The organism is Micromonospora sp. NPDC006766 (assembly GCF_040636055.1).
GTDB lineage: Bacteria > Actinomycetota > Actinomycetes > Mycobacteriales > Micromonosporaceae > Micromonospora.
Window position 1 is genome coordinate 1 of record NZ_JBEYIX010000043.1, and the last position, 24639, is coordinate 24639.

Here is a 24639-nt window from a genome sequence, read left to right on the forward strand (position 1 = left end):
CGTTGGACAGATGCGGCAGAGCCTTGATCAAGCTTGAGAGCACTCGGCTGATCTTGGCCTCAGCTCCACGCCGTCACAAGATCGGCGACAGAGCCCGTCCAGGCGTACCTGGCTCTGCACTGGTGCCTGTACGCCGACACCTGGCATGACATGAACCCGAGGTTGTTCGCACCGAGTCTGCCTGATCACCGCTGCCGTCATCGGTCAGATTGACGTCTCCACTGCCAGCGGGCGAGGCGTCGGCTGACCGCCTGCCGCTCGGGCTACCCCGGCCACAGCTCCGTACACGGGTCGGGGCTGCGGAAGGGGATTCATGTTGGATAGTGTCTGCCTCGCTACGCGGCGTGCAGACCGGCTTCCCGCCGCCGTCGACCGAGAGGACAGCATGGCCAGCATCGAGCAAGTCAAGGCCGAGCTTGCCCAGGCAGCCGAGCAGAGCAACGCGACGACCGGCCAGATCCGGGCCGCCATCGAGGGAATCGAACAGGTGCTCGTTCGGTTGCGCGGGGTCGCCGCTGGCACCGGACACCCCGCCATCTCAGCGGCGATCGGCCGGGCCGAGCAGAGCAAACAGCAGTTGATCCAGGCGGCCACCACGCTTCAAGGCAGCACGGAGGCGGCCCGGCAGTACATCAGCGTCCTTGGCTGACCCGTGAGCATCGGTGAGGTCAAGGCGACCCTCGAAGAGGCGAACCGGCTACTCGACCAGGGCAAGACGACCCTCAACGAGATCGGCACAGCGCTGGACGAAACTGCCGGGCTCGTGCTCGCGTCCCTCCATGACAGCCGCCGGGCCGAAGCGGATAAGGCCCGCAAGGCCATCGCCGAGGCCGTACGAGAAGTGCAGTTGACCCTTCGGGTCATCAGCGCCGCGCAGGACAGTGGGACCGAGTTTCGGAAGGCGCTGGGGTGAACGGCCTGCTCGCCCAGGTCGTGGCCCAGCTCAGGTCCGCGATCGACCGGCTGGACGCACTCGCGGTGCAGGCGAACCGTGCCGCGGTGGATGTCGCCGAGGGAAGCGCCCGGTACGCCGACGCCGGCAGAGGTACCGATCATCCGAGACTCCGTGCGGCGGTGGCCCAGAGTCGTACCGGGGTCGACAAGGCGCACCGGCTTGCCCGGCTGAGCAGTGAAGCCGCTCGGCATGTCGCTGATTACCTGAATGCCATCGCACCAGGTTCAGCCCCTGGACAGGCCACCTCCGGGACGCCGTCCGGAGAGGAACTCGTGACGGACAGCGACCGCCGCGACGTCGCTCGATCGAAGATCGGAGGGTTCCTCAAGCGCTCAGTGCGAAGGGCCGACGAAGCGCAGGAACAAGCAACAACGGCCACCAGCGCACTTCAAGAAGCGGCCAAGGCCCTCCGTGACCTCAACGGTCCCTCCGGCACCCACTCGACCGGAACAGGCACCCCCACCGTCCCGGGTCCTCCGGCACGGCCGAAGATAGATGGGGCAGAGGCCGCCGGACACCTTGTAGTAGTCGGCCTGCTGGCAGGCGTGGCAGCGCATCGGGCCGTCAGCGTGGTGGCCAAGTGGATAGCGAGGTTCAACAGAGATGAATGAACAGCCACTCAGCGATTTGATCCGGGCTCTGGCAAGGGCTGACTGGGATGCCGTCGACGCTCTGGTGGTGGAGATCGGCAAACACGGTCTGGCCAACGGACTACAAGTCATCGGGACAGCCTTTGCCCTCGCGGTCCACCGCCGCTTCGGCCCGGAGAGCACCCCGACCGACGTCGCCACCTGGGTCGCCGCAGTTCGCGCCCGGCACCAGGGCGGAGAACCCTTGCCGGCGCTGGAGATGGAAGGTCTCATCCGCGCCGCCCTCGGCGAAGAGGAACTGGTCGATACTATCCCCGCCGAAACTGCCCTTGGGGCCGAACTCTTCATCCTCGGCCAGATCCTCTTGGAGGTAAACCTCACCCCGGACGAGCTCGACGGGTTTGTAGCGGAGGCGGAGGAACTCGCGGCCGAGCACCTGTAGGCCGCGGGCGGGAAGCCGCTTTGGGGCTGCCGCACTCGTTGCTCGTTGAGCGCCGGGTGCGGCAGGTGGCTGCCCGCACCCGGCGTCGTAAGGTCAGGCGTCGACCTTGCCGGCCTTGATGCCCTGGACGAAGCTGACCCACTGGTCGGCCGTGAAGGACAGCACCGGCCCTTGCCGGTCCTTGCTATCCCGAACCTGGGCACTGTTGTCCACATACCGGGCTTCGACGCACTGGCCATTGCCGCCACTGCGAGTGCTCTTACGCCAGTGGGCATCCATGGCAGGCCTCCTACTCTTGGTGCTCCGTGTCACGGATCTTTTTGATCAGCGCTACCGAGGCAGCCGCGGACAGGGCTGACGCTCGAAGGCTGTTGAAGACGACCGTACAACGCCTGACATCCTCGCCTTCGGCGTAGAGGTCACCGGTCAGCCCCTCGATGTAGACCACCCCGGGGCCTTCCTCGAAGCTCAGGATGGCGAAGCTGCTCAGCATTGAAGCGTAGGCGCCCTCGCGGAACGGGATGACCTGGATGGTCACGTTCCAGCGCTTCTGGGCGTCGAGCAGTGCGGTGAGCTGCTGGGCCATGACGTCGCGTCCGCCGATCTGCCGGCGGAGGACCGCTTCGTCCAGGACGGCAACCATGCGGAGCTTGCCGTCCGCGATCAGCTTCTGGCGTTCCAGTCTGGCGGCAACTCGCTGTGCCACACCATCCGGTGTCGGCTGGGACACCTCGCTACTGATGACGGCTTGGGCATAGTCCTCGGTCTGCAACAGGCCAGGCACGACGAGCGTCTCGAAGTTCTGCATCTCCGACGCTGCGGATTCCAGCCCGATGAACTGCCGGTAGGAACTGGGCAGGTCGGCGTACTTGGCCCACCAGCCGCGCTGCTTGCCGGTCCGGGCCATCGACAGCAGCGTCTCGCGCAACTCGGCATCTACGACCTCGTACCGGTCCAGCAGCGCCTTCAGGGCTGGCCCCTTCAAACCCACCCGTCCTTGCTCGATTCGTCGCAGGGTGCTTGCCGAGACTTCGATGATCTCGGCTGCCTGCTCGGTCGTCACGTTCGCGGCCTCGCGCGCCTGCTTGAGCTGGGCGCCGAGCTGAAACCGCACGAAGGTCGGACTCTCCATGAGTGACATTCTGCTCGTGTCTCACCAATCTGGCTAGGCACTTGTTGTGCGTGTTGCGCGTCCACAGTGTTGACTACCGGAAATTGCGCGCGCAAGATGGCTGCGTCGGCAGCGCGAAACGGACATGAGGAGACGTGCATGTCTCAGCAGAACAGCTACGACAAGTACGTAGCCGCAACCGCCCTCACCCTTGCTCGTCGCCATCGGCCGGTGTGGTCGTGGAAGCGGTGGCGTCAGGTCTGCCAGTGCGGATCAGATCTGCCCTGCCGAGCAAGACACCGCATCCCGATCAATCGGGGGCACTGGCCAGAGGAGGGGCGATGACACGCGTGACTGTGGTGGGGGAGTGCTCGTGATTGCTGAGATCGTTCCGGTTGTGTTGGGCGGGTTGACGCTCGGGTTCCTGCTCGGGCTCCTCGCGTTTCGGGTCAAGTCGCGGTGGTGTCCGCGTTGCGGCGAGTCCACCGAGGCCATGCACCGGACGGAGGAGCGATGAACAGCAGGCCAGGCCGGTACCTCGCCGGTGACCTGCCACCCGGACGGCGCGTGGCGCAGCTACGTGCGCGACGCGGCATGACGCAGCAGATTTTCGCCAACCGGATCGGCAAGTCGAAAAGCTGGGTGGACAAGGTCGAACGGGGTCTCCGTAACCTCGACCGCTTTTCCACCATCGAAACTGTGGCCGAGGTTCTCGGCGTCACCCCGGAAATCCTGTTCTCCAAAGCCGCCCGCTGGCCAGAGCCCACCGGACCGGCCGCTGACGCCCTGGAACGCGTACGCGCCACGCTGGCCTGCTACGACACCACCTGCACTGGCCTGCCGCCTTCGGCCGACGAGGTGACCCGCCGGATCAACCACGCCTGGGAGGCGTACCGGCACGCCCACCACCCCCAGGTGCTACGGATGCTGCCCGACCTCCTCACCGACGCCCGCCACCTCGCGGCCGCCGCCGATACCGCGGACCTGCTCGTACGGGCATATCGGCTCGCCGCCCAGGTGCTGGTCAAACTCGGCGAAGCGGAACTGGCCTGGCTGGTCGCCGACCGGGCCATGACCACCGCCGCCGGCGACCCACGCCGCACCGCCACGGCAACGATCTCCCTGACGCAGGCGCTGCGCGCTTTGCACCGGGGACGGCTGGCCATGACCGCCGCCACCACCGCCGCACAACAGCTCACCCCCACACCGTCCCGGCACACCCCACCCTGCCATCTCGCCCTGGCCGGCATCCTGCGGATCCAAGCCGCCCTCGCCGCCGCCACCTGCGACGATCCCACCGCCGTACGTCACCACACCCAGCAGGCCGCCCACCTCGCCACCGAACTCGGCGACCACCCGGACCACGACGGCGGCGGCGACCTCGATTTCGTGCCCGTCATGGTCGACCTCGCCCGCGCCCTGATCGCCGCCGAACTCGGCGACAGCCAACACGCCATCACCCTGCACCGTCAGGTCACCGGCGGCGACGCCTGGCGTCGGCTACCCGCCGAACACCGCGCCGCCCATCTGATCGACATCAGCCGCGCCTACCTCGACCTCGGCGACCACCGCGCCGCCGGCCAGGCCCTGGTCACCGCCGACCAGATCGCCCCCGCCGAAACCCGCACCCGCCCCACCGCCCACACCGCCCTGACCACCCTGCTCCGCACCGGACCCACCACAGCCGACGTCACCCGCCTCGCCACCACCATCGGACTCATCCAACGATGACGCGCAGTGTCGACAGGCCGAGCCGTTTGCCCGGAGCCAAGCACGACAGCCCCACGGCGGCAACGTCGGTTGAGGAAACTCGACCGGTCTACCGCCGGGCTGGCGGGATGTGAAGCCTGTGGAGGCCGTGTAAGACCCCGGCTTGGGTTCGTCCCGGGGGCAATCGCCGATGAAGCAGGAAGATCCACCCCGCGAGGGGAGGGATCCCCGACTTCAGGCGGAGGAGGAAATCAAGATGGTGGTCGAACCCGTGCGCGGGAGGGCTCAAGGCTTGCCAGATGGAGACGGCCAAAAGTGATATGCCGCTAAGGCATGAATATGACCCAGAGGTATATCGGTGTCGTATTCGCCGCTGTCCCAGGGCGCGGTGAAGGCCATGTAGTTGCCGGGGTGCAGCTCCACCCACCAGAAATCGTCCCCGTCCTCGGGCGGTTGGGGGATGAGGCCGAAGGTGGTGCCGAACCGCTCCACCGCGAAGGGCGCCACCTCGATGCGGCCGAACGTCACCGGCCCTAGCTCTGCCAGCCGCCCCTCGTACGCTCGCCGCCGCGCGTCCCGGTTCAACAGGTGTCGGGGGGAACTGCCGGCCGTCGGCGGTGTGCCCCACGTGTTCGGCGTGATAGTCGTCGTGGTCGATCGCGATGAGCCGCGGCGGCCCGTCGGTCATCAGCGTCGTCCTCCCTGCTGCCGCCAGCGAGCGTCGGGCAGCGTGCGGAGGGTACCGGCCCGCACCGACATTCGTCCGGCCGCGGCGCTGCGGACGGCGTCGCAGGGCACGCGGGCCGAGGACTGGTGCGGCCACCTGGACGCGCGCAGCAGCCCGCTGCCGGTGTGTCGCGTGCCGGCGTACCCGCGATACTGCCTGTCCGATCGAGCCTCGGCAATCCGCCCAGCCGCTCTTATTGATCTAGCCATTTGCATGTGGAGCTATCTGGATTGATTGCGTAGGGTTCCGTCAGCACCACGGGGAGCGCATCTGTTGGGCGTATTGCGCCCATTTCTGAGGCTGGGTGGTGGGCGGTCGTGACTGTGCAATCTGGAGCGATAGATCCTGCGGCGGCAGCGGCGAGCTGGGTGGACGACATTCTGTTCACCGGGCATTCCAATGACATATGTCTGCGCCTGCCGGATTTAGTGGACAAGGGCACCCTGCGTCGCCTGGTGCGCGAGGCACAGACCCGGCTGGCCGACGCCGGCCTGCGCCGCGGTGGCGCCGCCGCGCTGCGCCTGCCGCCGTCACTGGCGTACGTGGTGAACCTGCTCGCCACCTGGCGCAGCGGCGCGCAAGCCATCCTGCTGGACCACCGACTCACCGATCACGAGGTCGACCGGGCCCTGCGCCGGCTCACTCCGCAGGTGGTGGTCGCCCCGGTGCGGACCGGCGGGGGCGCGCTGCGCGTCTTCGTCGACGTCACCGAGGGGCTCACCGCCTACTCCGACCGCCCGGCCGGCAGTCCGCACGCGGTCATCCAGCTCAGCTCCGGCTCCACCGGGCCGTCCAAGGTGATCGGCCGGACCGTCGAGGACCTGGTCGCCGAGGTGCGCCGGTACACGCTGATCGACGGGGTGGCGCTGCCCGGCGAGCGGATCATCCTGCTGCCGTCCATGGTGCACGTGCTCGGCCTGGTCGGCGGCCTCCTCTACGGGCTGCACGCCGGCGTCGAGCTCTGCCCGCCGCAGCGCCTCAGTGGCGACGCGGTCCTCGCCGCCGTCGCCGCTCAGGACAGCCCGGCCACCGTGCTCGGTGTGCCCTTCCACATCGGGCTGCTCGCCTCCACGACACCGCCGGGAAAGCTGCCGCAGCTCAAGCGGATGACCACCGGCGGTGAGCTGGTCCCGGCCGCCGTCGTCCGCGCCTTCACCGACCGCTACGGCGTCCCGCTGGGCAACATGTACGGGATGACCGAGGTCGGCGTCATCGGCACCGACCTGTACGGGGCGCACCGCCCGGCCATCGCCCCCGCCCCCGGCATCCAGGTGCGCGAACAGGGCGGCGAGCTTCAGGTGAGCTGCCCGGCTTCCCCGTACGTGGGGCTCACCGACCCGACCCGCTGGTCCGACGGCTGGCTGCACACCCGCGACGCCGGCACCGTCGACCCGGATACCGGGCTGGTCACCGTCAAGGGCCGCCTCGACTCGCAGGTGTCGGTCGGCGGCATGAAGGTGGACCTCACCGAGGTGGAGACCACCGTCGCCGAGCTGCCCGGGGTGGGCGCCGCGGTGGTGGTCTGGGACGACGGCATCACCGCGTACGTGCAGCCCGACGGGCCGCTGTCCGAGGAGACCCTGGACAAGCTGCTCGCCGAGCGCCTCGCCGGCTACAAGCGGCCGCGCACCCTGCACCTGCTCGACCAGTTGCCGCGTACCACCACCGGCAAGCTGGTCCGTTCGGCCACCGTGCTGCGGGACGCGGCGTCGTGACCGGCCCGCTACGCGAAGGCGACATCGACCTTCCCGGCCGCCCCGACGACCGCCACCGCGAGCACCAGGCCGTCCCCGGCCTCCGGGTGGCCCACGCGTACGCCGGGACAGCCGGGCACCGGGCGCAGCAGCTCACCCGGGCCGCCGGGGGCGGGCATCCGGCGGCGCAGCCCGCCGTGGCGCAGCCCCGTGCCGAGCGCCTTGCCGACCGCCTCCTTCGCCGTCCACAGGCGCAGGAAGTCCAGGTCCCGGCCGGCCTCCGCCCGGCTTCCCAGCCAGGCCGCCTCGTGGGGGTCGTACCAGCGGCCCGCGAGGGGCGCGGCGGGCAGCGGGCGACGTCGCTCGGCGTCCACCCCGACCGGTCCGTCCGCTCGGGCGGCGACCACGACCAGCCCGCCGGCGTGGCTGACGCTGACCGGCAGCGTCCGGCCGTCGTGGGCGTACACCTCCGGGCGTCCGCCGGGGGCCCGCCGCATCCCGATCTCCGCCCCGGACCGGCCCAGCAGCGCGCCACCCGCGCGCCGCAGCAGCCGCCGCACGAGCTCCGGCCGATCGCCGGCGCTATGGCCGATCCACACGTACACGGTGTCCCGACCGGGCACCGGTAGCTGGTTCACGGAAAGAGGTTAACGCCATGCGAGACGAGGTCCGCGCCTTCGTCACCGAGCAACTCGCCGACATGAACTACGACGTCGATGACCTCGACGACGACACCACCCTCGGCCCGTCCGGCGTCGACCTCGAGTCGCTGGCTCTGGCCGACCTCGCCGTCCGGGTGGAGGACCGGTACGGCCTGAAGTTCGCCGACGACGAGTCGGAGCAGCTGGCCCTGATGACGGTCGGCGAGTTCACCACGATGATCGCCGACCGGGTGGCCGGCGCGAAGAGCGACGCCGCCTGATGGCCGGTCAGCCCGATCTGGGGCGAGCTGACCTGGTGAGCATGCTCGCCGAACTGACCGCGCGCCCCGCCGACCAGGTGTCGGACCGGATCGGCTCGATGGAGCTGGCCTGGCTGGTGCACCTGGTCGAGCAGCGCTACGACCGCCGAATGGAGCTGACCGACGACCAGCTCGCCGGCATCCGTACCGTCGACGACGCCCTCGCGGTGTTCCAGACCTCGCTGACCGCCCCCGCCGATGGCTGAGCGGAAGCATCTGAAGATCACCGGCGTCCACGCGCTCAGCGCCCTCGGCCGGGGCGTCGACCCGCTGCTCGCCGGGGTGCTCGCCGGCACCCCGGCGTTCGCGCCGGTACGCCGGTTCGACACCACCGGCCGCCGGGTCACCGTGGCCGCCACGCTGCCGGAGACCGGTACTCTCGCCGACGAACTGGCCGACGCGATCGACGTCGCCTGCCGGGCCGCCGGACTGGACCGGACCGGGCGGGCGGAGGCGGCGCTGTTCCTCGCCACCCACGGCGGCCCGCCCTCGCTGCCCGGCGGCGGGCCGGAGACGCCGGAGCTCGCCGGCCACCTGGCCCGGCGCTGCGGGCTCGCCGACCGGACCCGGATCTACACCACCGCCTGCGTGTCGGCGAGCACGGCGGTCGCCGACGCGGCGGCCATGATCGGCCGGGGCGACCTGGACCGGGTCGTCGTCGCGGCCGGCTACCTGGTCGAGCCGGACCAGTACGCGCTCTTCGACGCCGGTCGGGCGTTCGCCGCCGACGGGGCGGTCCGCCCGTTCAGTGCCGGACGGCAGGGGCTGCTGCTCGGCGACGGGGTGGTCGCGCTGGTGCTGGAGTCGGCCACCGCCGCCGCCCGACGGGGTGCCCCGGCACTCGCCACCGTCAACGGTTGGGGCCGGGCCGGGGACGCGTACCACCCCTGCCAGCCCGACCCCGACGGCGGCGGGCTGGCCCGGGCGGTCGACGCGGCGCTGCGCCGGGCCGGCCTGCCGGCCGAGGCCGTCGGCTACGTCAACGCCAACGCCACCGGCACCCCGTACAGCGACGCCTCGGAGGCGGCGGCGCTGCGCCGGGTGTTCGGCGACCTGGCGGGCCGGCTCCCGGTCAGCTCCACCAAGTCGGTGCACGGGCACGCCCTCGAAGCGTCCGGCCTGCTCGAACTGGTGGTCACCGTGTTGGCGCTGCGGCACGGCAAGCTGCCGGTCAACGCCGGCTTCCTAGCCCCCGACGAATCCTGCCCCCTGAACGTCATCACCGACGCCCCCCACCCCGCGACCACCCCCCACGCCCTGACCCTCAACGCCGCCTTCGGCGGCGCGAACACCGCACTCCTGGTCGGTGCGCCGTGATCGGGGCGGCCGGGCTCCAGGTCCTCGCCGAGGCGCGGTGGCCGGAGGTGGGGGACGCGGCGCCGGCCCCGGTGCCGGGGTTCGTGCACTCGGGGTTCGCGCCGTTGGTGGTGGCGGTGGCCGAGCGGTGTCTGGGGCGACGGTACGGCGACCGCCCCCTGCCGACGGGCAACCGGACGGCGGTGGTGCTGATCAGCGCCAGCGGTGACCGGGCCAGCGCCGAGCACGTCCGGGCCACCGTCGCCGGTGGCGGCCGGGTCGGGCCGTTGTTCTTCTTCCAGTCGGTGCCGAACAGCGTCGCCGGGCACGTCGCCGCGCGCTGGGGACTGGACGGCCCGGTGGTGTGCATGAGCCCGACCGGCGATCCGTGGGCCGACGGCATCGCGGAGGCGGAACTGCTGCGGTACGACGGCGACGCCCACGAGGTGTTGCTGGTTCTTGTCGAACAGGCACCCGACGGTACGCCGGGCGAGGCGGTCGCGGTGCTGCTGGGGGAGGGAACACGTCAATGAGGACCAAGGGACTACGCGGCGCGCTGGCCGCCGACACCGAACTGGGCGCGGGCAACGTGCTCGCCCGGGTGCTGGCGCACGGCGCCGACCCGAACGGGCCAGGGCTCACCTTCGACACGGCGGTCGACGGCCACCCGGCCGAGCGCCCGCTGACCCTGGGACAGCTCGACGAGCGGGTCGCCGCCCGGGCCGCCTGGCTGCACGAGCGCGGGGTGAAACCCCGCGACCCGGTGGCGGTCTGGGCCGGCACGGCCGCCGACATGGTGCTGTCCTTCCTGGCGCTGACCCGGCTCGGCGCGATCCCCGTGCTGATGAACGGCAAGCTGCGCCCGGAGATCGCCGCCGAGTACATCCGCCGGCTGCGGGCCGCCGGGGTGCTCGCCGACACCGCGCACGCCGCGACCCTCACCGGGCACGACCTGGGCGCCCCGCTGCTCGGCCAGCCCGCCGAGGCGGGCACCGGCGACCCGGCCGCCGCGCCCCCGCACTACCGGCACCACCCGGACGACCCGATCGTCATCACCCACACCTCCGGCACCACCGGGGTACCGAAGGCGGTGCTGCACTCGCACGCCAGCCTCTTCGCGGCCACCCGGCACCTGCTGTCCATGCCGCAGGCGCAGGGCACCAGCCGGATCCTCAACGCGCTGCCCGCTCCGCACACCGCGACCGTGCTGATGGTCAACCAGGCGCTGGGCAACCAGGCGGAGATGTTCCTCCTCTCCGAGCAGGGCGGCGAGCGGGTGCTCGACGCCATCCAACGGTGGCGGCCGGACGGCGTCTTCGGCTTCTCGGTCACCTGGGCGGAGTTGGCCCGTTTCGACCTGTCCGGGTACGACCTGGACTCGGTGCGGCTGTGGTTCAACACCGGCGACTGCTCCCACGAGCCGCACGTGCGGCGGCTGGTCAAGGTCGGTTCGCGGGAGGTGATGACCCGCGACGGGGTGACCCGGGTGCCCGGCTCGGTCTTCATCGACGGCCTCGGCTCCAGCGAGATGGGGCACTCGATGTTCCACATCACCCACACCGTCGACACCAACCGGTACAGCCGCTGCATCGGCCGCCCGTACCGGTTCACGAAGGTGGCGGTGCTCGACGCGGACGGCAACGAGCTGCCGCCCGGTCAGGTCGGCTGGCTCGGCATCGACTCGCCGTCGCTGTTTCGCGGCTACTGGAACGACTCGGTCACCACCTACCGGTCCCGGCTGCGCGGCTGGTACCTCACCGGCGACCTGGTCCACGCCGACGCCGACGGGCGCTACTACCACCTGGACCGGGCCGTCGACTCGGTCGAACTCGGCGACGGGAAGCGCTTCTTCACCGCACTGTCCGAGGAACGGGTCCTCGCCGCCTGCCCCGACGTCACCGACTGCACCGTCGTGATCGTCAAGGAGAACGGCGCAGTTGTGACCGACGTGCTGCTCGAACTGGCCGCCGGGGCGGACCCGGCGCAGGACCGCAGCGCGCGGGTCCGCGCCGCGCTCGGGCCGGACGTGGGCGCGACGCTGCGCCGGGTGGTGCCGGTCCGCCCCGACGACATCCCGGTCACCGTGACCGGCAAGGTCCGCAAGGTGGCGCTGCGCGAACGCTACCTGGCCGAGGCGCCGCGATGACTGCGGTCATCACCGGGATGGGCCTGTTCACCCCCGCCGGCCGGGGCGTCGAGGAGACCTTCGACGCGCTCACCACCGGCCGCTCTGGGCTGCGCCGGCCACCCGAGGGGCACCCGGCGCGGGACTGCCTCGAGGTGGCCGGAGTGCTGCCGGAGATCGACCCCCGCAGCGTCGCGTCCGGGCCGGAGACCAAGATCCTCGACCGGATCGTGCTGCTCGCCCTGATCACCGCCGCCGAGGCGCTCGCCGACGCCGGCATCGAGGTGGGGCGGGACGTCCACCCGGACCGGATCGGCGTGATCGTCGGCGGGGTCGGCGGCATGTCCACTCTGGAGAGTCAGGTTCTCGCGCGCGCCGCGCGCGGTCGGGCGGCGGTCAGCCCGTACCTGCTCACCGGGATCCTGCCGAACATGCCGTCGGCCCGGATCGCCATCGCCCACGGCATCCGGGGCTACAGCTCGTCGGTGGGCACGGCCTGCGCGTCCGGCGCCCAGGCCGTCGCCGACGCGGTACGCCTCATCCGGGCCGGCGAGGCCGACGTGGTGCTCTGCGGGGCCAGCGAGGCGCCGCTCTTCCCGACCTTCGCCGACACCTTCGGCAACGCCCGCGCGCTGGCCCGTGGCTGGGACGAGCCCGCCGAGGCCAGCCGGCCGTTCGACAAGCGGCGCAACGGGTTCGTCCTCGCCGAGGGGGCGGCGCTGCTGGTGCTGGAACGCGCCGAACACGCCGCCGCCCGGGGCGTCACCGGCTACGCCGAGGTCGCCGGCTACGGGGTGAACACCGACGCGTACCACCCGACCGCGCCGCGACCGGACGGCGCCGGGGCGGCCGAGTGTATGCGCCGGGCCCTGACCAGCGGGGCGGTGACGGCGGCCCAGGTCGGCTACGTCAACGCGCACGGCACCGGCACCAAACTCGGCGACATCGCCGAGACCACCGCCCTCGCCGAGGTGTTCGGCGTCGGCGGGGTGCCGGTCAGCTCCACCAAGGGGCTCACCGGGCACCTGCTGGGCGCCTCCGGGGTGCTGGAGGCGGCGGCCACCGCGCTCGCGCTCGGCCGGGGGCTGTTGCCGCCCACCTACCACCTCGACGACCCGGACCCGGACTGCGCGGCGGACCACGTCCGCGGTGCGCCCCGGAGCACCCGCGCCGAGCACGCGCTGACCAACTCGTTCGGGTTCGGCGGCCAGAACGTCAGCCTGCTGCTCAGGCGGGCCGCCGGGGCGGGGAGGTGATCCGACGTTCCATTCCGGGCCAGGGGCGCCCGGGACCGGCAGTCACGGGGGACATCGGAAAGGGCTGACAGGTGGATATCAACGGAATAGACCACATCGAACTGTACGTGGGGGACGCCCGGCAGGCGGCCTACTACTACCGCACCGCGGTTGGTTTCCGGCTGCGTGGGCAGGGTGGACCCGAGACCGGGCTGACCGACCAGCGTTCGCTGCTGCTGGCCCACGCCGACATCCGGATGCTGCTCACCTCCGGGCTCACCGCCGAGCACCCGGCGTCGACGTACGTACAACGGCACGGCGACGGCATCGCGGTGGTGGCCCTGGAGGTCGACGACGCCGCCGGGGCGTACGCGGAGCTGATGGGCCGGGGGGCGACCGGGGTGACCCCGCCGCGCACCTACACCGGCGCGGACGCCGAGGTGGTGATCGCCGAGGTCGGCGGCTTCGGCGACGTGCTGCACCGGCTGGTGCAGCGGCGGGGCGACCGGTCCGAGTTCCTGCCCGGCGCGATCGATCCGCTGCCGGCCGGCGGCGACGACAAGCTGCTCGCCGAGATCGACCACCTGGCGGTCTGCGTGCCGCCCGGCCAACTCGACGAGACGGTGAAGCACTACGAGAAGGTCTTCGGCTTCGCCCAGACCTTCGAGGAACACGTCGAGGTCGCCGGGCAGGCGATGAACTCCAAGGTGGTGCAGAGCCCGTCCGGGCGGGTCACCATCGTGCTGCTGGAGCCGGACACCAGCCGGCGGCCCGGGCAGATCGAGGACTTCCTGCGCTGGCACGCCGGCGCCGGGGTGCAGCACCTCGGGCTGCGTACCGACGACATCGTCACCGCGGTCGGCGCCCTCGCCGACCGGGGGGTGCGCTTCGCCGGCACCCCGGCCGCCTACTACGACGACCTGGAACGGCGGGTCGGGCCGATCGACGCGCCGCTGGACCGGCTGCGCGACCTGAGCATCCTGGTCGACTCCGACCACGGCGGCCAACTGCTGCAGATCTTCACCGAGTCGATGCACGTGCGCCGCACCCTCTTCCTCGAGCTCATCGAGCGGCGCGGGGCGACCACCTTCGGCAGCGGCAACATCAAGGCGCTCTACGAGGCCAAGGAACGGGAGCTGGCCGCGGCGGGGGCGATCCCCGCCGTCGCGGCCGGCACGGCAGAAGGAGCTGGGGCATGACCACCACACATCCGACCCTGACCGCCGAGGAGGAGGCGCTGCTGCCGTCGGACTCCGACGTGCGTCACTACGCCGAACACGGCTGGTACCTGTCCAAGAAACTGTTCACCGACGACGAGGTGGACCAGCTCGTCGCGGCGACCGACCGCTACTACGCCGGGGAGCGTGACCGCCGGCTGCCCGTCCGACCGCCGAAGCTGGCCTACTGGGAGCCGAGCAGGGGCGACGTGCAGCGGCACAACGACTACGTGCACTACGAGCACGACGCGATCAGCCGGATCCTGCGCAAGCCGCTGATCGGGGCGGTCGCCGCCCGGCTGGCGCAGGCCGAGGAGATCCGGGTCTTCCAGTCCACGTTGATCTACAAGCCGCCGATCGACGGGGAGCCGTCCAACATCGTGCCGTGGCACTTCGACAAGCACTACTGGGCGTCCTCGTCATCGGAGAACATGCTCACCGCGTTCATCCCCTTCCACGACTGCGGGGAGGAGATGGGCACCATCACCATGGTCGACGGGTCGCACCGCTGGCGGGAGATCGGCGCCGACGACACCGTGGTCCGGCACTTCGCCGACCGGGATCGTGACCAGCTCGAGGAGATGCTCGCCGAGAACGCCGCGTACAACAACACGGAGATCCGCAAGATCCCGATGGTGATCCCCAAGGGGCACATGAGCTTCCACCACTGCCGCACCTACCACGGCAGCGGCGCGAACGTCAGCGGGCGGCCCCGCCGGGCGATTTCGCTGCACCTGCAGGACGGCGGCAACGCCTGGCGGGAGTATCCGCTCTCCGACGGCACGCTCGCCGCGTACAACCACGACGTGCTGGTCCGCCGTACCCACGAGGGGCGGCCGGACTACGCGGACCCCGAATTCTGCCCGGTCATCTGGCGCGACCGCGCCCAGCAGGGAGGCTGAACATGTCACGGTACGACTGGGGTAAGACGCACCCGGGCATCGAGCGGCTGGAGCGGGCGGTGACCGAACGCCGCGACGCGGTGGTCAACCACCCGCTCTACGCCAGTCTCGACAGCCACGAGGCGCTGGTCACCTTCATGGAGCACCACGTCTTCGCCGTCTGGGACTTCATGTCGCTGCTGAAGTCGTTGCAGCGCCAGCTCACCTGCGTCACCGTCCCGTGGATCCCCACCGGACCGACCGGCAGCCGCCGCCTGATCAACGACATCGTGATGGTGGAGGAGAGCGACGAGCTGGGCGACGGCTACATCAGCCACTTCGAACTCTACGTGCAGGGCATGGCGGAGGCCGGCGCGGACACCGGCGCGGTGGACAGGCTGGTCGACCTGCTGCGCGCCGGCCGGCCGGTGACCGAGGCGCTGGGCGACGCCGGCGTGCCCGGCCCGTCCGCGGCGTTCGCCGGCACCACCTGGCGGATCATCGAGCGCACCCCGGTGCACTGCCAGGCGGCGGCCTTCGCGTTTGGCCGGGAGGACCTCATCCCCGAGATGTTCACCCAGGTCGTCTCAGTCAACGAGCGCAGCCAACGGCTCAACAAGTTCGTCGACTACCTGGAGCGGCACATCGAGGTCGACGGGGAGCAGCACACCCCGATGGCCATGCAGATGCTGGCCGACCTCTGTGGCGACGACGACACCAAGTGGCAGGAGTGCGCGGACACCGTCAACGACGCGCTGGCGGCCCGAGCTCAGCTCTGGGACGCCATCCTGACCGCGATCAAGGAGGGGCGGCCGGCGTGACCCACGACCCGGCCCGGCTCTACCGCACGGTACGGCTGATCCGCCGCTTCGAGGAGCGGGCCATCGAGCTGGTCCGCGCCGGGGAGATCGTCGGCGGCATCCACCCGTACCTCGGGCAGGAGGGGATCGCCGCCGGGGTCTGCGCGGCGCTGCGCGACGACGACCTGGTGACCGGCACCCATCGCGGGCACGGGCACGTGCTCGCGAAGGGCGCCGACCCGGCCCGGATGCTCGCCGAGCTGTGCGGCCGGGTCACCGGGCTCAACCGGGGCCGGGGCGGGTCGATGCACGCCGCCGACTTCGGCGTCGGGGTGCTCGGCGCCAACGCCATCGTCGGGGCCGCCGGCGCGATCCTCACCGGAGCGGTGTGGGCGCGCCGGCGGCGCGGCGACGACCTCGTGGGGGTGACCTTCTTCGGCGACGGCGCGGTCAACGAGGGGATGCTGCTGGAGGCGTTCAACCTGGCCGCGCTCTGGCGGGTGCCGGTGCTGTTCGTCTGCGAGAACAACGGCTACGCCACCACCATGCCGGTCGACGGCGCGGTCGCCGGCACCATCGCCGGCCGCGCCGAGGCGTTCGGCATGCCGGCCGCCGCCGTCGACGGGCAGGACCCCGAGCGGGTACGCGCGGCCACCGCCGCCGCCGTCGCCCGGATGCGCGCCGGCGGTGGGCCGGAGCTGATCGAAACGCACACCTACCGCTTCGACGCCCATCACACCTTCGAACACGTGGTACGCCTCGACTACCGCCCGCCCGAGGAGGTGGCCCGGGGCCGCTCCCGCGACCCGGTCGTCATTCAAGGCGCGCGACTCCCCGCCGAGGTGCGGGAGGCCGTCGACGCCGAGGTCGAGGCGACCCTGGCCGCGGCCGTCGAGTACGCCCTGGCCAGTCCCGTGCCGGACCCGGCCGGGGCCCTCGACCACCTGTACGCCAGCGGGCTGACTGCCCGAGGAGGTTCGTGATGCCGAGGCTGTCGTATCGTCGTGCGCTCACCCGGGCGCTCGCCGACGAGATGACCCGCGACGAGTCGGTCTTCCTGCTCGGCGAGGACATCCGGGTGGCCGCCGCGAACATCACCTCCGGCCTGCTGAAGAAGTTCGGGCCGGAGCGGGTCATCGACACCCCGCTGTCGGAACAGGCGTTCACCAGCTTCGCTACCGGCGCCGCGCTGGCCGGGCTGCGGCCGGTGATCGAGTTCCAGATCCCGTCGCTGCTGTTCCTGGTCTTCGAGCAGATCGTCAACCACGCGCACAAGTTCCCGCTGATGACCGGGGGGCAGTGCGCCGTGCCGGTCACCTACCTGGTGCCCGGCTCCGGCTCCCGGACCGGGTGGGCCGGGCAGCACTCCGACCACCCGTACAGCCTCTTCGCCCACGTCGGGGTGACCACCGTGGTTCCGGCCACCCCGGCGGACGCGTACGGGCTGCTGGTATCGGCGATCCGCTGCGCCGACCCGGTGGTCGTCTTCGCCCCCGCCGGGGCCCTCGACGTGCGGGCCGACGTCGACGACCTCGCCCCGGTGCCGCTCGGGCGGGGCGTGGTGCGCCGCCCGGGCAGCGACGTCACCGTGGTCGCGGTCGGGCACCTGGTGCACGACGCGCTCGCCGTCGCCGACGAGCTGGCCGACCAGGCGTCGGTGGAGGTCTTCGACCCACGGACGCTGTACCCGTTCGACTGGGACGGCCTCGTCGAGTCGGTGTCGCGCACCGGGCGCCTCGTCGTGGTGGACGACTCCAACCGGTCCTGCGGCATCGCCGGCGAGATCATCGCGACCGTGGTCGAGCGGGTGCGGCTGGCCGCGCCTCCTCGCCGCGTCACCCGCCCGGACGGTGCCGTGCTGCCCTTCGCCCCCGCCCTCGACCGGGCCGTGCAGCCCGGTCGGGACCAGCTCGCCGCCGCCATTCAACTCACGATGAAGGACGGATGACCGATGGACCCGAACTACGCCTGGCCGCCCCTTGGACAGCCCTGGACCGACCTGCCCGAATCGACCCGTACCGCGATGGTTGCCGCCGGGGCCGAAGCCTGGCAGCAGATCTTCTACGGCTGCGCCTCGTACAACAAGCAGTGGCGGCTGGCCCGGCCGCCGGCGCTCACCGCCGACGCGTTCCGCGAGCTCAACGAGGTCTGCGACCGGATCGTCCAACTCATCTTCGAGGCGTGCCAGCGGCGGGCCCGGACGGCGGGGGAGCTACGCCGCAAGCTGGGCGTGCCGGAGGGGGAGACCCGGCTGCTCGACGAGGACGAGGTCCTGCACGACGGGTTGCTCGCCGCGTACCGGCCGGACGTGCTGTTCTCCGGCGGGGTGCCGTGCATCGTCGAGTACAACATCGACAGCAGCCTCGGCGGCGGCTTCGACGCGGACACCGTCATCCACCGGTACGCCGACCTTTACCGCGAGCAGGGCCTGCTGGAGGCGATGCCGGTCCGCCCGGCTCCGTCCCTGCTGGACCAGCGGTTCGTGGCGATCCGGGACACCCTCGGGCTGGCCGACGGCGCGCGGGTGGCGCTGCTGCTGGACTTCCTGGCCGACTACCCGGGGTTGGAAACCCCGGACGACTTCCTCCGGATCCTGTCCCCGCTCGCCGACCGGGCCCGCAACTTCGGGATCGACCTGATCATCGCTCCGGTCGAGAAGTGCACCCTGACCGACGACAAGCGGCTGGTCGTGGGCGGCGCCCCGGTGGACGCGCTGTTCCGGCTCTTCGTGCCCAACCGGGTCACCCCCAGCTCCGGCCTGGACGCGGTGGCCGACGCCCTGGCCGCCGGCACCCTGCCGATGTACGTCAGCAGCGCCGCCTGGCTGCTCAGCAACAAGCTGAACTACGCCTGGCTCTGGGACGACCTGGACCTGCTCTCCGAGACCGACCAGGCGCTCATCCGCCGGTACGTGCCGCACACCGTGGCGCTCACCGCCGACCAGCTCGACCGGGCTCTCGCGGAGCAGGCCGACCTGGTGGCCAAGCCGGCCGGCGGCTCGGCCGGGCACGGAGTGCTCATCGGCCGGGAGATGAGCGCGGTGGCCTGGGAGGACGGCGTACGCGCCGCGATCGACGCGGGCGGCAACATCCTGCAGCGCTACCACGAGGCGGACCAGGTGGCGATGGACTTCGTGCAGATCGAGACGGGTGAAACGGTCAGCGCGGTGGTCCCGTACAGCCTGGCCCCGTACCTGTTTGGCCGGACCGGCTCCGGCGCCCTGGCCCGGGTCGGCTACCCCGGCTGCGAACAGGTGCTCAACCTGGCCAGAGGCGTCCTCATGACCGGCATCCTCCTCACCGACTAGCTCCCCCAACTGCGCCAATCAAGGAGTTCGCGTCAGGGTCCGCGCGCTACCTGACGCGAATTCCTTGATTGGCACGCGCGGGCTCTGTCTTTCGCGGGCAATCACCAACCCCACCCGCACACGCGTCACTGCCTGCCGGAACGTTGGCGGCGGCCAGTCGGGTTTCCCCGTGGACGGCCCGTTCCGAAGCTACGGATGGGAACCACGGGTTGCTGATCGTCCGGCGTTCACGAAGGCGACGATTTCGTCGAGGTCAGGGCGATAGCCGCCGCTGGTGTCCACCTCGATCTCGGGCACGTCGAGCCGGACGGGCTGGAAGCCGTGGTGGCCGACGGCATGGGTCTGATGGTCGCCGAGGTACGCGTCGGCGTGGGCATGCCGGGTCGCGTTCTTGTCCTGCCGTCGCTGGATGCGGTTGAAGGCCGTCCGCGCGGCGACCTGGCAGTGCACGACCCGAATGTCGGCGACCCCGACCAATGGCTGCAGGCCGGGGCGCCAGACGTGGTCTTGGAAGGCCGCCTCGGCGACCGTGGTCACGCCGGCGGTCAGGAGCAGGTGCAGCACCGTGAAGAACGTGGGCAGGGTCCGAAGGGTCAGCTCGTCGCTCGGTGCGGCGATGAAATCGCCGGCCGCGTGGACCATGCCCTCCTTGATCTCGTCCCGGCAGATCGCCGGGCAGCCGATCCTCCGGGCGAGCAGGTGCGCGAGTGTCGTCTTGCCAGCCGCCGACGGTCCGCTGATGACGACAAGGGTCGGCGTTGTTCCCATCACATCGTTATAGCTCGCCCGGGTGCACGATGCCGGCAGGGATCAGCTCTGCGTAGTCATCTACGGCCAGATACCTCCCCGCCACGTGCCGCCAGCGGGGAATCTCAACTGGCCACCAACAAACGTCCGTGACCGACTGGGACTCAGCATTTACCGTGTCTTCTCGACACGTCCGCTGGCCCTGAGGAGCATCATGCCCCGCACCACCGTCGTTACCAAACCCATCTCGACCGGCATCGGCTGGGCCGGCGCCCTGGTCGCGGTCTTCGCCGGCCTCTACCCGGGCTTGCACGGCGCATACTGGGCGATTCCGCTCACCATCGCCGCAGTCGGTGGTGCGATCGGTATCTGGAGGGCTGTCGTCTTGCTCGGGATGATCATAAACCATCTGCACTGGCGGGACGTTGAGGTGCCCGCCGAGCACCACTGAGCAGGTGACCCCGGCGCCGGCTAGCCGTTGCGGCCAAATCGGCGCCGACGTCCCACCTGTGTGACGGAGTTGGCGTCACCCTCCGCGCCGCCAGGCCAAATTGGACAAGGCGGGGATGCTGTTGCGCTGATCCGGGCGGAGCTTGGCGTCAAGGATCGCGGGCGGTCGCACTCGAAGTGGTGTGTAGGCCACCACCTCGCCCGGAGTGACGGACGAAGTCGATCGGGTACATCTCGTCCGGTCCCACGGTTGGTGCGATCTCGGATGCCCCTGTGCTGGTCGCCGCTACCTCGAACGGAATCGTCAGGACCGCTGGATCGAGTAGGTAGAACGGCTTGGGAGTGGTGAGCCGTGGCACCGCCATGTAGAGCAACTTGCCTTCTTGGAGGGCACGTACCCGCACGGGCAGTTGCGCCTGGTCCGGGTTGCATTTGACGACCCGGGCCTGCTGCCACTCCTTCAGATCGGTGAGACGGATGGCGGCTGCCTCCTTGCCGACGAAGTCCGGGATGTGGCCGTGTACACCGCGTGGGGCGGCACCTTCACGTTCGAGGAGGTCCCAGACCTGTCGCCGGACGGCCTCCTTGGCGCGATCAATGTCGTCGGGGCTGGTCATCCTGTACTCCTAGGGGGTCATGAGAGTGAGCAGGCGGTCGGTGACCTCCTGGACCGAGGGGTTCGTCGCGCCAAGGTCGTAGCTGCCGGGCGGCGGCGAACGCGAGGTTGAGGCCGCCCGCCGCGCGGGTCTCCTCGATAACGTCGATCGCCTGATGTAGATGGGACGTGGCGGCGTCGACCTCTCGCTGGAGAATCTCGGCGAGAGCGAGGTTGCCGAGGATGACGGCGGTGGACTTGCGGCGTGCGGCGATCAGTTGACGAGCGCTCTCCAACGCGGCAACGGCTTCGACTGGCTTCTGCAAGAGCAGCCAGCAGGAACCCACGAGGCGTGCGTAGTGACTGGGGCAGAAGAGGGCGGTCGCCGGATCACCGGCCTCCACCGCGGCGAGGTGGTCCTCAGCGTCGCCGAGAGCCTCCGAGCAGTCCCGTTCGTTGCCGAGCATCGCGTGTGCCTCGGCGTGGTGCAACTGGGCAAGGCCGGCGATGACATGACTGTCGGTGCGGCTCACCATTGCGGCACGTGTGGTCAGGACAAGGCCAGCGGTGGGCCGCTTGGTGCCGTACAGGGCGAGATAGCTCTTCCGAAGCAGTGCGTTGGCCTCGGCGACGGCGTTGCGTGTCGCCCGGGCGGCGTTGACCGCCTGATCGAGGTATGCCGCGCTGGCCGCGTGGTCGCGCCGCTGCGAGGCGTCCCAGACGAGTTGACCCATCAGCGTCGCGGATTCTGCGACGGCGGTGGAGAGTTCGCGTCCGCGACCGGGCGTTGCGCCACCTGGCGGAGTGTGCCCGCCGGGTGCCCCGCATCGCCGCGGCCCGGGACCGGATCGCCACTCTGCTCGACGTCGCGTACGCCGCCGTGGCGCCCCGGGCCGGGTACGCGCTGATCCACGGCGAGCTGGGCCCCGATCACGTCCTGATCGACGACCACGACCGGCCGGTGCTGATCGACATTGAGGGCGCGATGTACTTCGACCCGGAGTGGGAGCACGTCTTTCTGCGGCTGCGCTTCGGCGGCACCTACCACCACCTGGCGGCCGACGGTCTGGACGAGGCGCGTTTGCGTCTCTACCAGCTGGCCCTGGACCTGTCCCTGGTGGAGGGCCCACTCCGCCTGCTCGACGGCGACTTCCCCGACCGTGCCTTCATGCGGTCCGTCGCGGACCACGCCACCCGCCGCATCCTCGCCCGCGTCCCGCCCAGTTGACCAAGAAGCTGGTGTCGGTTGAAGCGCCGGTCCGTGGCGCGATCTCCTTGATCAAGAACGCGCGTCGGCGACACCGGGGGCCGCCGTCGCCAAGTGGTGGGCCAGCGCCGCGCGCAGGGCCACCGAGGACGGGCGAAGGGTGCCGACGTTGATCTGGTAGGTCGGGTGGCCGGCGCGGACGCGCGGCTGAAGGGTGCCGGGGGGTGGTGCCGGCACCCCGGGGTGAAGGGTGACCCGGAGCACGGCGAACGGACCGCTATGCCGGATCACCGCCGACCGGACCACCGGCCAGGGGAGGGCCACACCCCTGCCCCGATCCGCCAACTCCAGCGCCCCGTCAGTGACCCGGACCCACGGCCACCTTTTTCGATTGAGGAGGAGCGAGAGACCCACGAAGACCAACAGGAAGGCGACGCTCGACAGCCCGAGGGCCAACAGGTCCAGTGGATTCCGGAAGATCAGAGCCACCGCCAGCTGGGCGATGAGCCAGCTCACTGCGGCGATCGACAGGAAATAGCCGACGATGCGGGGCGTGGACGCGCGGAAAGCCGACTCGTTGCGATCGCTCATGACGACCCTTCCGTCGGAGTATCCAATCCACTGTAGAACAGTCCAGCCATGGCTCCGGCCGTGATCATCGCCCTTGGTCGACGGGTGCGCCGAGGCGGGCGCCCAACACCCGCAGCGTTTCTGCGGTGGCGATGGCGTCGCTGCGGGCGCTGCCGTGCCGGCCGTCGCTGCTGTACAGCGACGGGTCAACGCCGGCCGGATGGTCGGTGAGGTGCACGTGCAGCGTGCCGAGCCGCTCGGCCAGCCGCCCGGTGTGGGTGGAGAGCAGACGCATCCGCTCGCCGAGGCCGGCTCGCAGCGCGGGCGGCACGGCGGGGCTGTGCGAGACGTCGAACATGCCGACCGTGATCACGTCTGCTCCGGCATCCTGGAGCGCGGTGATCATCGCGGACAGTTCGGTGTCCACCGCGTCCGGGTCGTACCCGGATCGGAAGGCGTCGTTGCCGCCGCAGACCACCAGCGCCAGGTCCGGCCGCCACGCCAGCGCCGCCGCCAGCTGCGTCGCCCGCACCTCATACGCGCGCAGCCCGCGTCGCCCCAGGTTGAGGTACGCCAGCTCGGGCTGGACCGCCCGCAACTCGGCGGCGATCCGGTCGGCCCACTGCAGGTCGGAATAGCCCTCGACCGGCTCGCACAGCCCCTCGGCCACACTGTCGCCCAGCACCACGAACCGTCGCCACGGATGCCCGCGCAGCAGCCCGACGCTCTCACCCTCTCGCAGACACCAAGGATCGGTAACCTCGCTCAACACCCGTCCCATCCCGGAACGCTAACCCACCCGCGCCCGACCCGTCGATCATGACTTTGGCGGTCTCCCGACCGGCGTGTCGCGTCGCCAACGTCATGATCATCGGCCGGAATGGAGGGATGCGGGTGCAGGTGGCGGTGTGTGGGCCGGCGGAAGCTTCGGCGGCCGAGGTGGCGGGGGCGCGGCGGCTGGGGGAGTTGCTGGCGGAGCGCGGGGTGACCGTGCTGTGCGGCGGGGGCGGTGGGGTGATGGCCGCCGTCGCCGCCGGCGCCCGGTCCCGCAACGGCCTGGTGATCGGCGTACGCCCCGACGACGGCACCGACCCGGGCGAGGCCGACGTGTCGGCGGCGGTGGTGACCAACATGGGTCAGGCGCGCAACGCGATCCTGGTGTGGAGCGCCGACGCGGTGATCGTCGTCGGCGGCTCGTGGGGGACGCTGAGCGAGCTGGCGCTGGCGATGCGGCGCGGTGACATCCCCGTGGCAGTGCTCGGCGGTTGGCGCATTCTCGACCCGGCCGGCAAGCCGCTGCCCGGCCCGCGGCACGTCGACACGCCGGAGGAGGCGGTCGCCGTCGCGCTGGAGGCATGGGGATGAGTTCGTAGTCTCCGTGCGGCGACTACTGGCCTGGCGGTGCGCGAACACGCCGGAATCTTGGCAGACTGGCCTCCCACCTACCGGCGAGATTGGGGTGAGATGCGCAAGGTCATCGTGTGGATGATGGTGTCGCTCGACGGCTTTTTCGAGGGGCCCAAAGGCGACCTGAGCTGGCACCGGGTCGACGAAGAGTTGCACCAGCACTTCAACGACGAGTTGCGGACCAAGGGCGCCTTCCTGGACGGCCGGCGCACCTACGAGCTGATGGCCGGGTTCTGGCCCACCGCCGACCAGGACCCGCAGGCCAGCGCCACAACCCGGGAGTTCGCCGGCATCTGGCGGGAGATGCCGAAGATCGTCTACTCACGTACCCTCGACCGGGCCGACTGGAACGCCACCGTGGTGCGCGAGGTCGTGCCGGAGCAGGTGCGGGCGCTCAAGGAGCAGCCGGGCGGTGACCTGATCCTCGGCGGCGCGGAGTTGGCGGCCGAGTTCGCCCGGCACGGGCTGATCGACGAATGGCGGATCTACCTGAATCCGGTGGTCGTCGGCGGCGGCAGGCCGCTGTTTCCCGCCGGCACGACGCTCGACCTAGAGCTGATGGAGACCCGCCGGTTCGGCAACGGCGTGGTGCTGTTGCGCTACCGCTGACCG

General features: G+C 70.9%; 31 protein-coding genes. 22 read left to right on the forward strand and 9 right to left on the reverse strand.

Going from position 1 to position 24639, the window contains the following annotated elements; all coding sequences use genetic code 11:
- The first annotated feature begins 385 nt into the window (after nt 1–385).
- Genes ABZ671_RS25365 through ABZ671_RS25380 form a run of 4 tightly spaced genes read left to right on the forward strand, consistent with a single transcriptional unit; the run spans nt 386 to nt 1987 of the window.
- Nucleotides 386–649 (forward strand): hypothetical protein, encoded by a 264-nt coding sequence (locus tag ABZ671_RS25365; RefSeq protein ID WP_357862535.1) that lies wholly within the window; start codon nt 386–388, stop codon nt 647–649.
- 3 nt (nt 650–652) lie between these two features.
- Nucleotides 653–913: a hypothetical protein gene (locus ABZ671_RS25370; RefSeq protein WP_357862537.1), complete on the forward strand. Its 261-nt coding sequence runs from the start codon at nt 653–655 to the stop codon at nt 911–913.
- On the forward strand, nt 910–1566 hold the full coding sequence (locus tag ABZ671_RS25375; RefSeq protein ID WP_357862539.1) for a hypothetical protein: 657 nt from the start codon (nt 910–912) through the stop codon (nt 1564–1566). The genes ABZ671_RS25370 and ABZ671_RS25375 overlap by 4 nt, the downstream gene beginning before the upstream one ends.
- A complete protein-coding gene (locus ABZ671_RS25380; RefSeq protein ID WP_357862541.1) occupies nt 1559–1987 on the forward strand; it encodes a hypothetical protein in 429 nt (142 codons plus the stop codon). Before ABZ671_RS25375 ends, ABZ671_RS25380 begins: the two co-directional genes overlap by 8 nt.
- A 93-nt stretch (nt 1988–2080) precedes the next feature.
- On the opposite strand, the gene ABZ671_RS25385 is transcribed toward ABZ671_RS25380, so the two are convergent.
- Together ABZ671_RS25385 and ABZ671_RS25390 are read right to left on the reverse strand one after the other, a co-directional pair.
- Nucleotides 2081–2266 carry a DUF397 domain-containing protein gene (locus tag ABZ671_RS25385; RefSeq protein ID WP_357862543.1) on the reverse strand — a complete coding sequence of 62 codons (186 nt, stop codon included), beginning with the start codon at nt 2264–2266 and terminating at the stop codon, nt 2081–2083.
- A gap of 10 nt (nt 2267–2276) precedes the next feature.
- Nucleotides 2277–3119 carry a helix-turn-helix transcriptional regulator gene (locus tag ABZ671_RS25390; protein WP_357862545.1) on the reverse strand — a complete coding sequence of 281 codons (843 nt, stop codon included), beginning with the start codon at nt 3117–3119 and terminating at the stop codon, nt 2277–2279.
- A 492-nt stretch (nt 3120–3611) separates the two neighbouring features.
- On the opposite strand from ABZ671_RS25390, the gene ABZ671_RS25395 reads away from it, so the two are divergent.
- On the forward strand, nt 3612–4829 hold the full coding sequence (locus ABZ671_RS25395) for a helix-turn-helix transcriptional regulator (RefSeq protein WP_357862547.1): 1218 nt from the start codon (nt 3612–3614) through the stop codon (nt 4827–4829).
- Between the two features lie 264 nt (nt 4830–5093).
- Here ABZ671_RS25395 and ABZ671_RS25400 read toward each other — a convergent pair whose 3' ends face one another.
- Nucleotides 5094–5336: a hypothetical protein gene (locus ABZ671_RS25400; RefSeq protein WP_357862548.1), complete on the reverse strand. Its 243-nt coding sequence runs from the start codon at nt 5334–5336 to the stop codon at nt 5094–5096.
- Between the two features lie 567 nt (nt 5337–5903).
- Here ABZ671_RS25400 and ABZ671_RS25405 point away from each other — a divergent pair.
- Nucleotides 5904–7250 (forward strand): class I adenylate-forming enzyme family protein, encoded by a 1347-nt coding sequence (locus ABZ671_RS25405; protein WP_357862550.1) that lies wholly within the window; start codon nt 5904–5906, stop codon nt 7248–7250.
- 8 nt (nt 7251–7258) lie between these two features.
- Here the strand turns inward: ABZ671_RS25405 and ABZ671_RS25410 are convergent, their stop codons facing one another.
- Nucleotides 7259–7867, reverse strand: a complete 609-nt coding sequence (locus ABZ671_RS25410) for a 4'-phosphopantetheinyl transferase superfamily protein (protein ID WP_357862551.1) — start codon at nt 7865–7867, stop codon at nt 7259–7261.
- Nucleotides 7868–7884: 17 nt separating this feature from the next.
- Here ABZ671_RS25410 and ABZ671_RS25415 point away from each other — a divergent pair, with 17 nt between their 5' ends.
- The 12 genes from ABZ671_RS25415 (at nt 7885) to ABZ671_RS25470 (ending at nt 19051) form a co-directional block, all read left to right on the forward strand.
- On the forward strand, nt 7885–8151 hold the full coding sequence (locus ABZ671_RS25415; RefSeq protein ID WP_357862553.1) for a phosphopantetheine-binding protein: 267 nt from the start codon (nt 7885–7887) through the stop codon (nt 8149–8151).
- Nucleotides 8151–8396, forward strand: coding sequence for an acyl carrier protein (locus tag ABZ671_RS25420; protein ID WP_357862555.1), 246 nt, complete (start codon nt 8151–8153; stop codon nt 8394–8396). Before ABZ671_RS25415 ends, ABZ671_RS25420 begins: the two co-directional genes overlap by 1 nt.
- Entirely contained in the window at nt 8389–9507 is a 1119-nt protein-coding gene (locus tag ABZ671_RS25425; RefSeq protein ID WP_357862557.1) for a beta-ketoacyl synthase N-terminal-like domain-containing protein, read from the forward strand. The genes ABZ671_RS25420 and ABZ671_RS25425 overlap by 8 nt, the downstream gene beginning before the upstream one ends.
- Nucleotides 9504–10019: a beta-ketoacyl synthase chain length factor gene (locus tag ABZ671_RS25430; RefSeq protein ID WP_357862559.1), complete on the forward strand. Its 516-nt coding sequence runs from the start codon at nt 9504–9506 to the stop codon at nt 10017–10019. The genes ABZ671_RS25425 and ABZ671_RS25430 overlap by 4 nt, the downstream gene beginning before the upstream one ends.
- Entirely contained in the window at nt 10016–11632 is a 1617-nt protein-coding gene (locus ABZ671_RS25435) for a class I adenylate-forming enzyme family protein (protein WP_357862561.1), read from the forward strand. The genes ABZ671_RS25430 and ABZ671_RS25435 overlap by 4 nt, the downstream gene beginning before the upstream one ends.
- Complete coding sequence (locus ABZ671_RS25440; RefSeq protein WP_357862563.1) at nt 11629–12867, forward strand: beta-ketoacyl-[acyl-carrier-protein] synthase family protein; 1239 nt, start codon at nt 11629–11631, stop codon at nt 12865–12867. The genes ABZ671_RS25435 and ABZ671_RS25440 overlap by 4 nt, the downstream gene beginning before the upstream one ends.
- Nucleotides 12868–12938: 71 nt before the next feature.
- Nucleotides 12939–14045, forward strand: coding sequence for a 4-hydroxyphenylpyruvate dioxygenase (gene hppD / locus ABZ671_RS25445; RefSeq protein ID WP_357862564.1), 1107 nt, complete (start codon nt 12939–12941; stop codon nt 14043–14045).
- Nucleotides 14042–14965: a phytanoyl-CoA dioxygenase family protein gene (locus tag ABZ671_RS25450; protein WP_357862566.1), complete on the forward strand. Its 924-nt coding sequence runs from the start codon at nt 14042–14044 to the stop codon at nt 14963–14965. Before hppD ends, ABZ671_RS25450 begins: the two co-directional genes overlap by 4 nt.
- Nucleotides 14966–14967: 2 nt before the next feature.
- The gene (locus tag ABZ671_RS25455; RefSeq protein WP_357862568.1) at nt 14968–15765 is read left to right on the forward strand and encodes a DUF3050 domain-containing protein; all 798 of its coding nucleotides are present in this window, start codon (nt 14968–14970) and stop codon (nt 15763–15765) included.
- Nucleotides 15762–16727 (forward strand): thiamine pyrophosphate-dependent dehydrogenase E1 component subunit alpha, encoded by a 966-nt coding sequence (locus ABZ671_RS25460; RefSeq protein WP_357862570.1) that lies wholly within the window; start codon nt 15762–15764, stop codon nt 16725–16727. The genes ABZ671_RS25455 and ABZ671_RS25460 overlap by 4 nt, the downstream gene beginning before the upstream one ends.
- A complete protein-coding gene (locus tag ABZ671_RS25465) occupies nt 16727–17692 on the forward strand; it encodes a transketolase C-terminal domain-containing protein (protein WP_357862572.1) in 966 nt (321 codons plus the stop codon). Before ABZ671_RS25460 ends, ABZ671_RS25465 begins: the two co-directional genes overlap by 1 nt.
- A gap of 3 nt (nt 17693–17695) precedes the next feature.
- Complete coding sequence (locus ABZ671_RS25470; RefSeq protein WP_357862574.1) at nt 17696–19051, forward strand: hypothetical protein; 1356 nt, start codon at nt 17696–17698, stop codon at nt 19049–19051.
- 189 nt (nt 19052–19240) lie between these two features.
- Here ABZ671_RS25470 and ABZ671_RS25475 read toward each other — a convergent pair whose 3' ends face one another.
- On the reverse strand, nt 19241–19819 hold the full coding sequence (locus tag ABZ671_RS25475; RefSeq protein ID WP_357862576.1) for an AAA family ATPase: 579 nt from the start codon (nt 19817–19819) through the stop codon (nt 19241–19243).
- A gap of 193 nt (nt 19820–20012) precedes the next feature.
- Between ABZ671_RS25475 and ABZ671_RS25480 the strand changes: the two genes are divergently transcribed.
- A complete protein-coding gene (locus ABZ671_RS25480) occupies nt 20013–20249 on the forward strand; it encodes a hypothetical protein (protein ID WP_357862578.1) in 237 nt (78 codons plus the stop codon).
- A gap of 148 nt (nt 20250–20397) precedes the next feature.
- On the opposite strand, the gene ABZ671_RS25485 is transcribed toward ABZ671_RS25480, so the two are convergent.
- On the reverse strand, nt 20398–20865 hold the full coding sequence (locus ABZ671_RS25485; protein ID WP_357862580.1) for a hypothetical protein: 468 nt from the start codon (nt 20863–20865) through the stop codon (nt 20398–20400).
- Nucleotides 20843–21577 carry a hypothetical protein gene (locus tag ABZ671_RS25490; RefSeq protein ID WP_357862582.1) on the reverse strand — a complete coding sequence of 245 codons (735 nt, stop codon included), beginning with the start codon at nt 21575–21577 and terminating at the stop codon, nt 20843–20845. Before ABZ671_RS25490 ends, ABZ671_RS25485 begins: the two co-directional genes overlap by 23 nt.
- Nucleotides 21578–21660: 83 nt before the next feature.
- Here ABZ671_RS25490 and ABZ671_RS25495 point away from each other — a divergent pair, with 83 nt between their 5' ends.
- Entirely contained in the window at nt 21661–22071 is a 411-nt protein-coding gene (locus tag ABZ671_RS25495) for a hypothetical protein (RefSeq protein WP_357862584.1), read from the forward strand.
- 51 nt (nt 22072–22122) lie between these two features.
- Here ABZ671_RS25495 and ABZ671_RS25500 read toward each other — a convergent pair whose 3' ends face one another.
- Together ABZ671_RS25500 and ABZ671_RS25505 are read right to left on the reverse strand one after the other, a co-directional pair.
- Nucleotides 22123–22641 (reverse strand): hypothetical protein, encoded by a 519-nt coding sequence (locus ABZ671_RS25500; protein WP_357862586.1) that lies wholly within the window; start codon nt 22639–22641, stop codon nt 22123–22125.
- A gap of 64 nt (nt 22642–22705) precedes the next feature.
- Entirely contained in the window at nt 22706–23401 is a 696-nt protein-coding gene (locus tag ABZ671_RS25505) for an SGNH/GDSL hydrolase family protein (RefSeq protein ID WP_357862589.1), read from the reverse strand.
- Between the two features lie 107 nt (nt 23402–23508).
- On the opposite strand from ABZ671_RS25505, the gene ABZ671_RS25510 reads away from it, so the two are divergent.
- Together ABZ671_RS25510 and ABZ671_RS25515 are read left to right on the forward strand one after the other, a co-directional pair.
- Nucleotides 23509–23985 carry a dethiobiotin synthetase gene (locus ABZ671_RS25510; RefSeq protein ID WP_357862591.1) on the forward strand — a complete coding sequence of 159 codons (477 nt, stop codon included), beginning with the start codon at nt 23509–23511 and terminating at the stop codon, nt 23983–23985.
- A gap of 99 nt (nt 23986–24084) precedes the next feature.
- Nucleotides 24085–24636, forward strand: a complete 552-nt coding sequence (locus tag ABZ671_RS25515; protein ID WP_357862593.1) for a dihydrofolate reductase family protein — start codon at nt 24085–24087, stop codon at nt 24634–24636.
- The last annotated feature ends 3 nt before the right edge of the window (nt 24637–24639 follow it).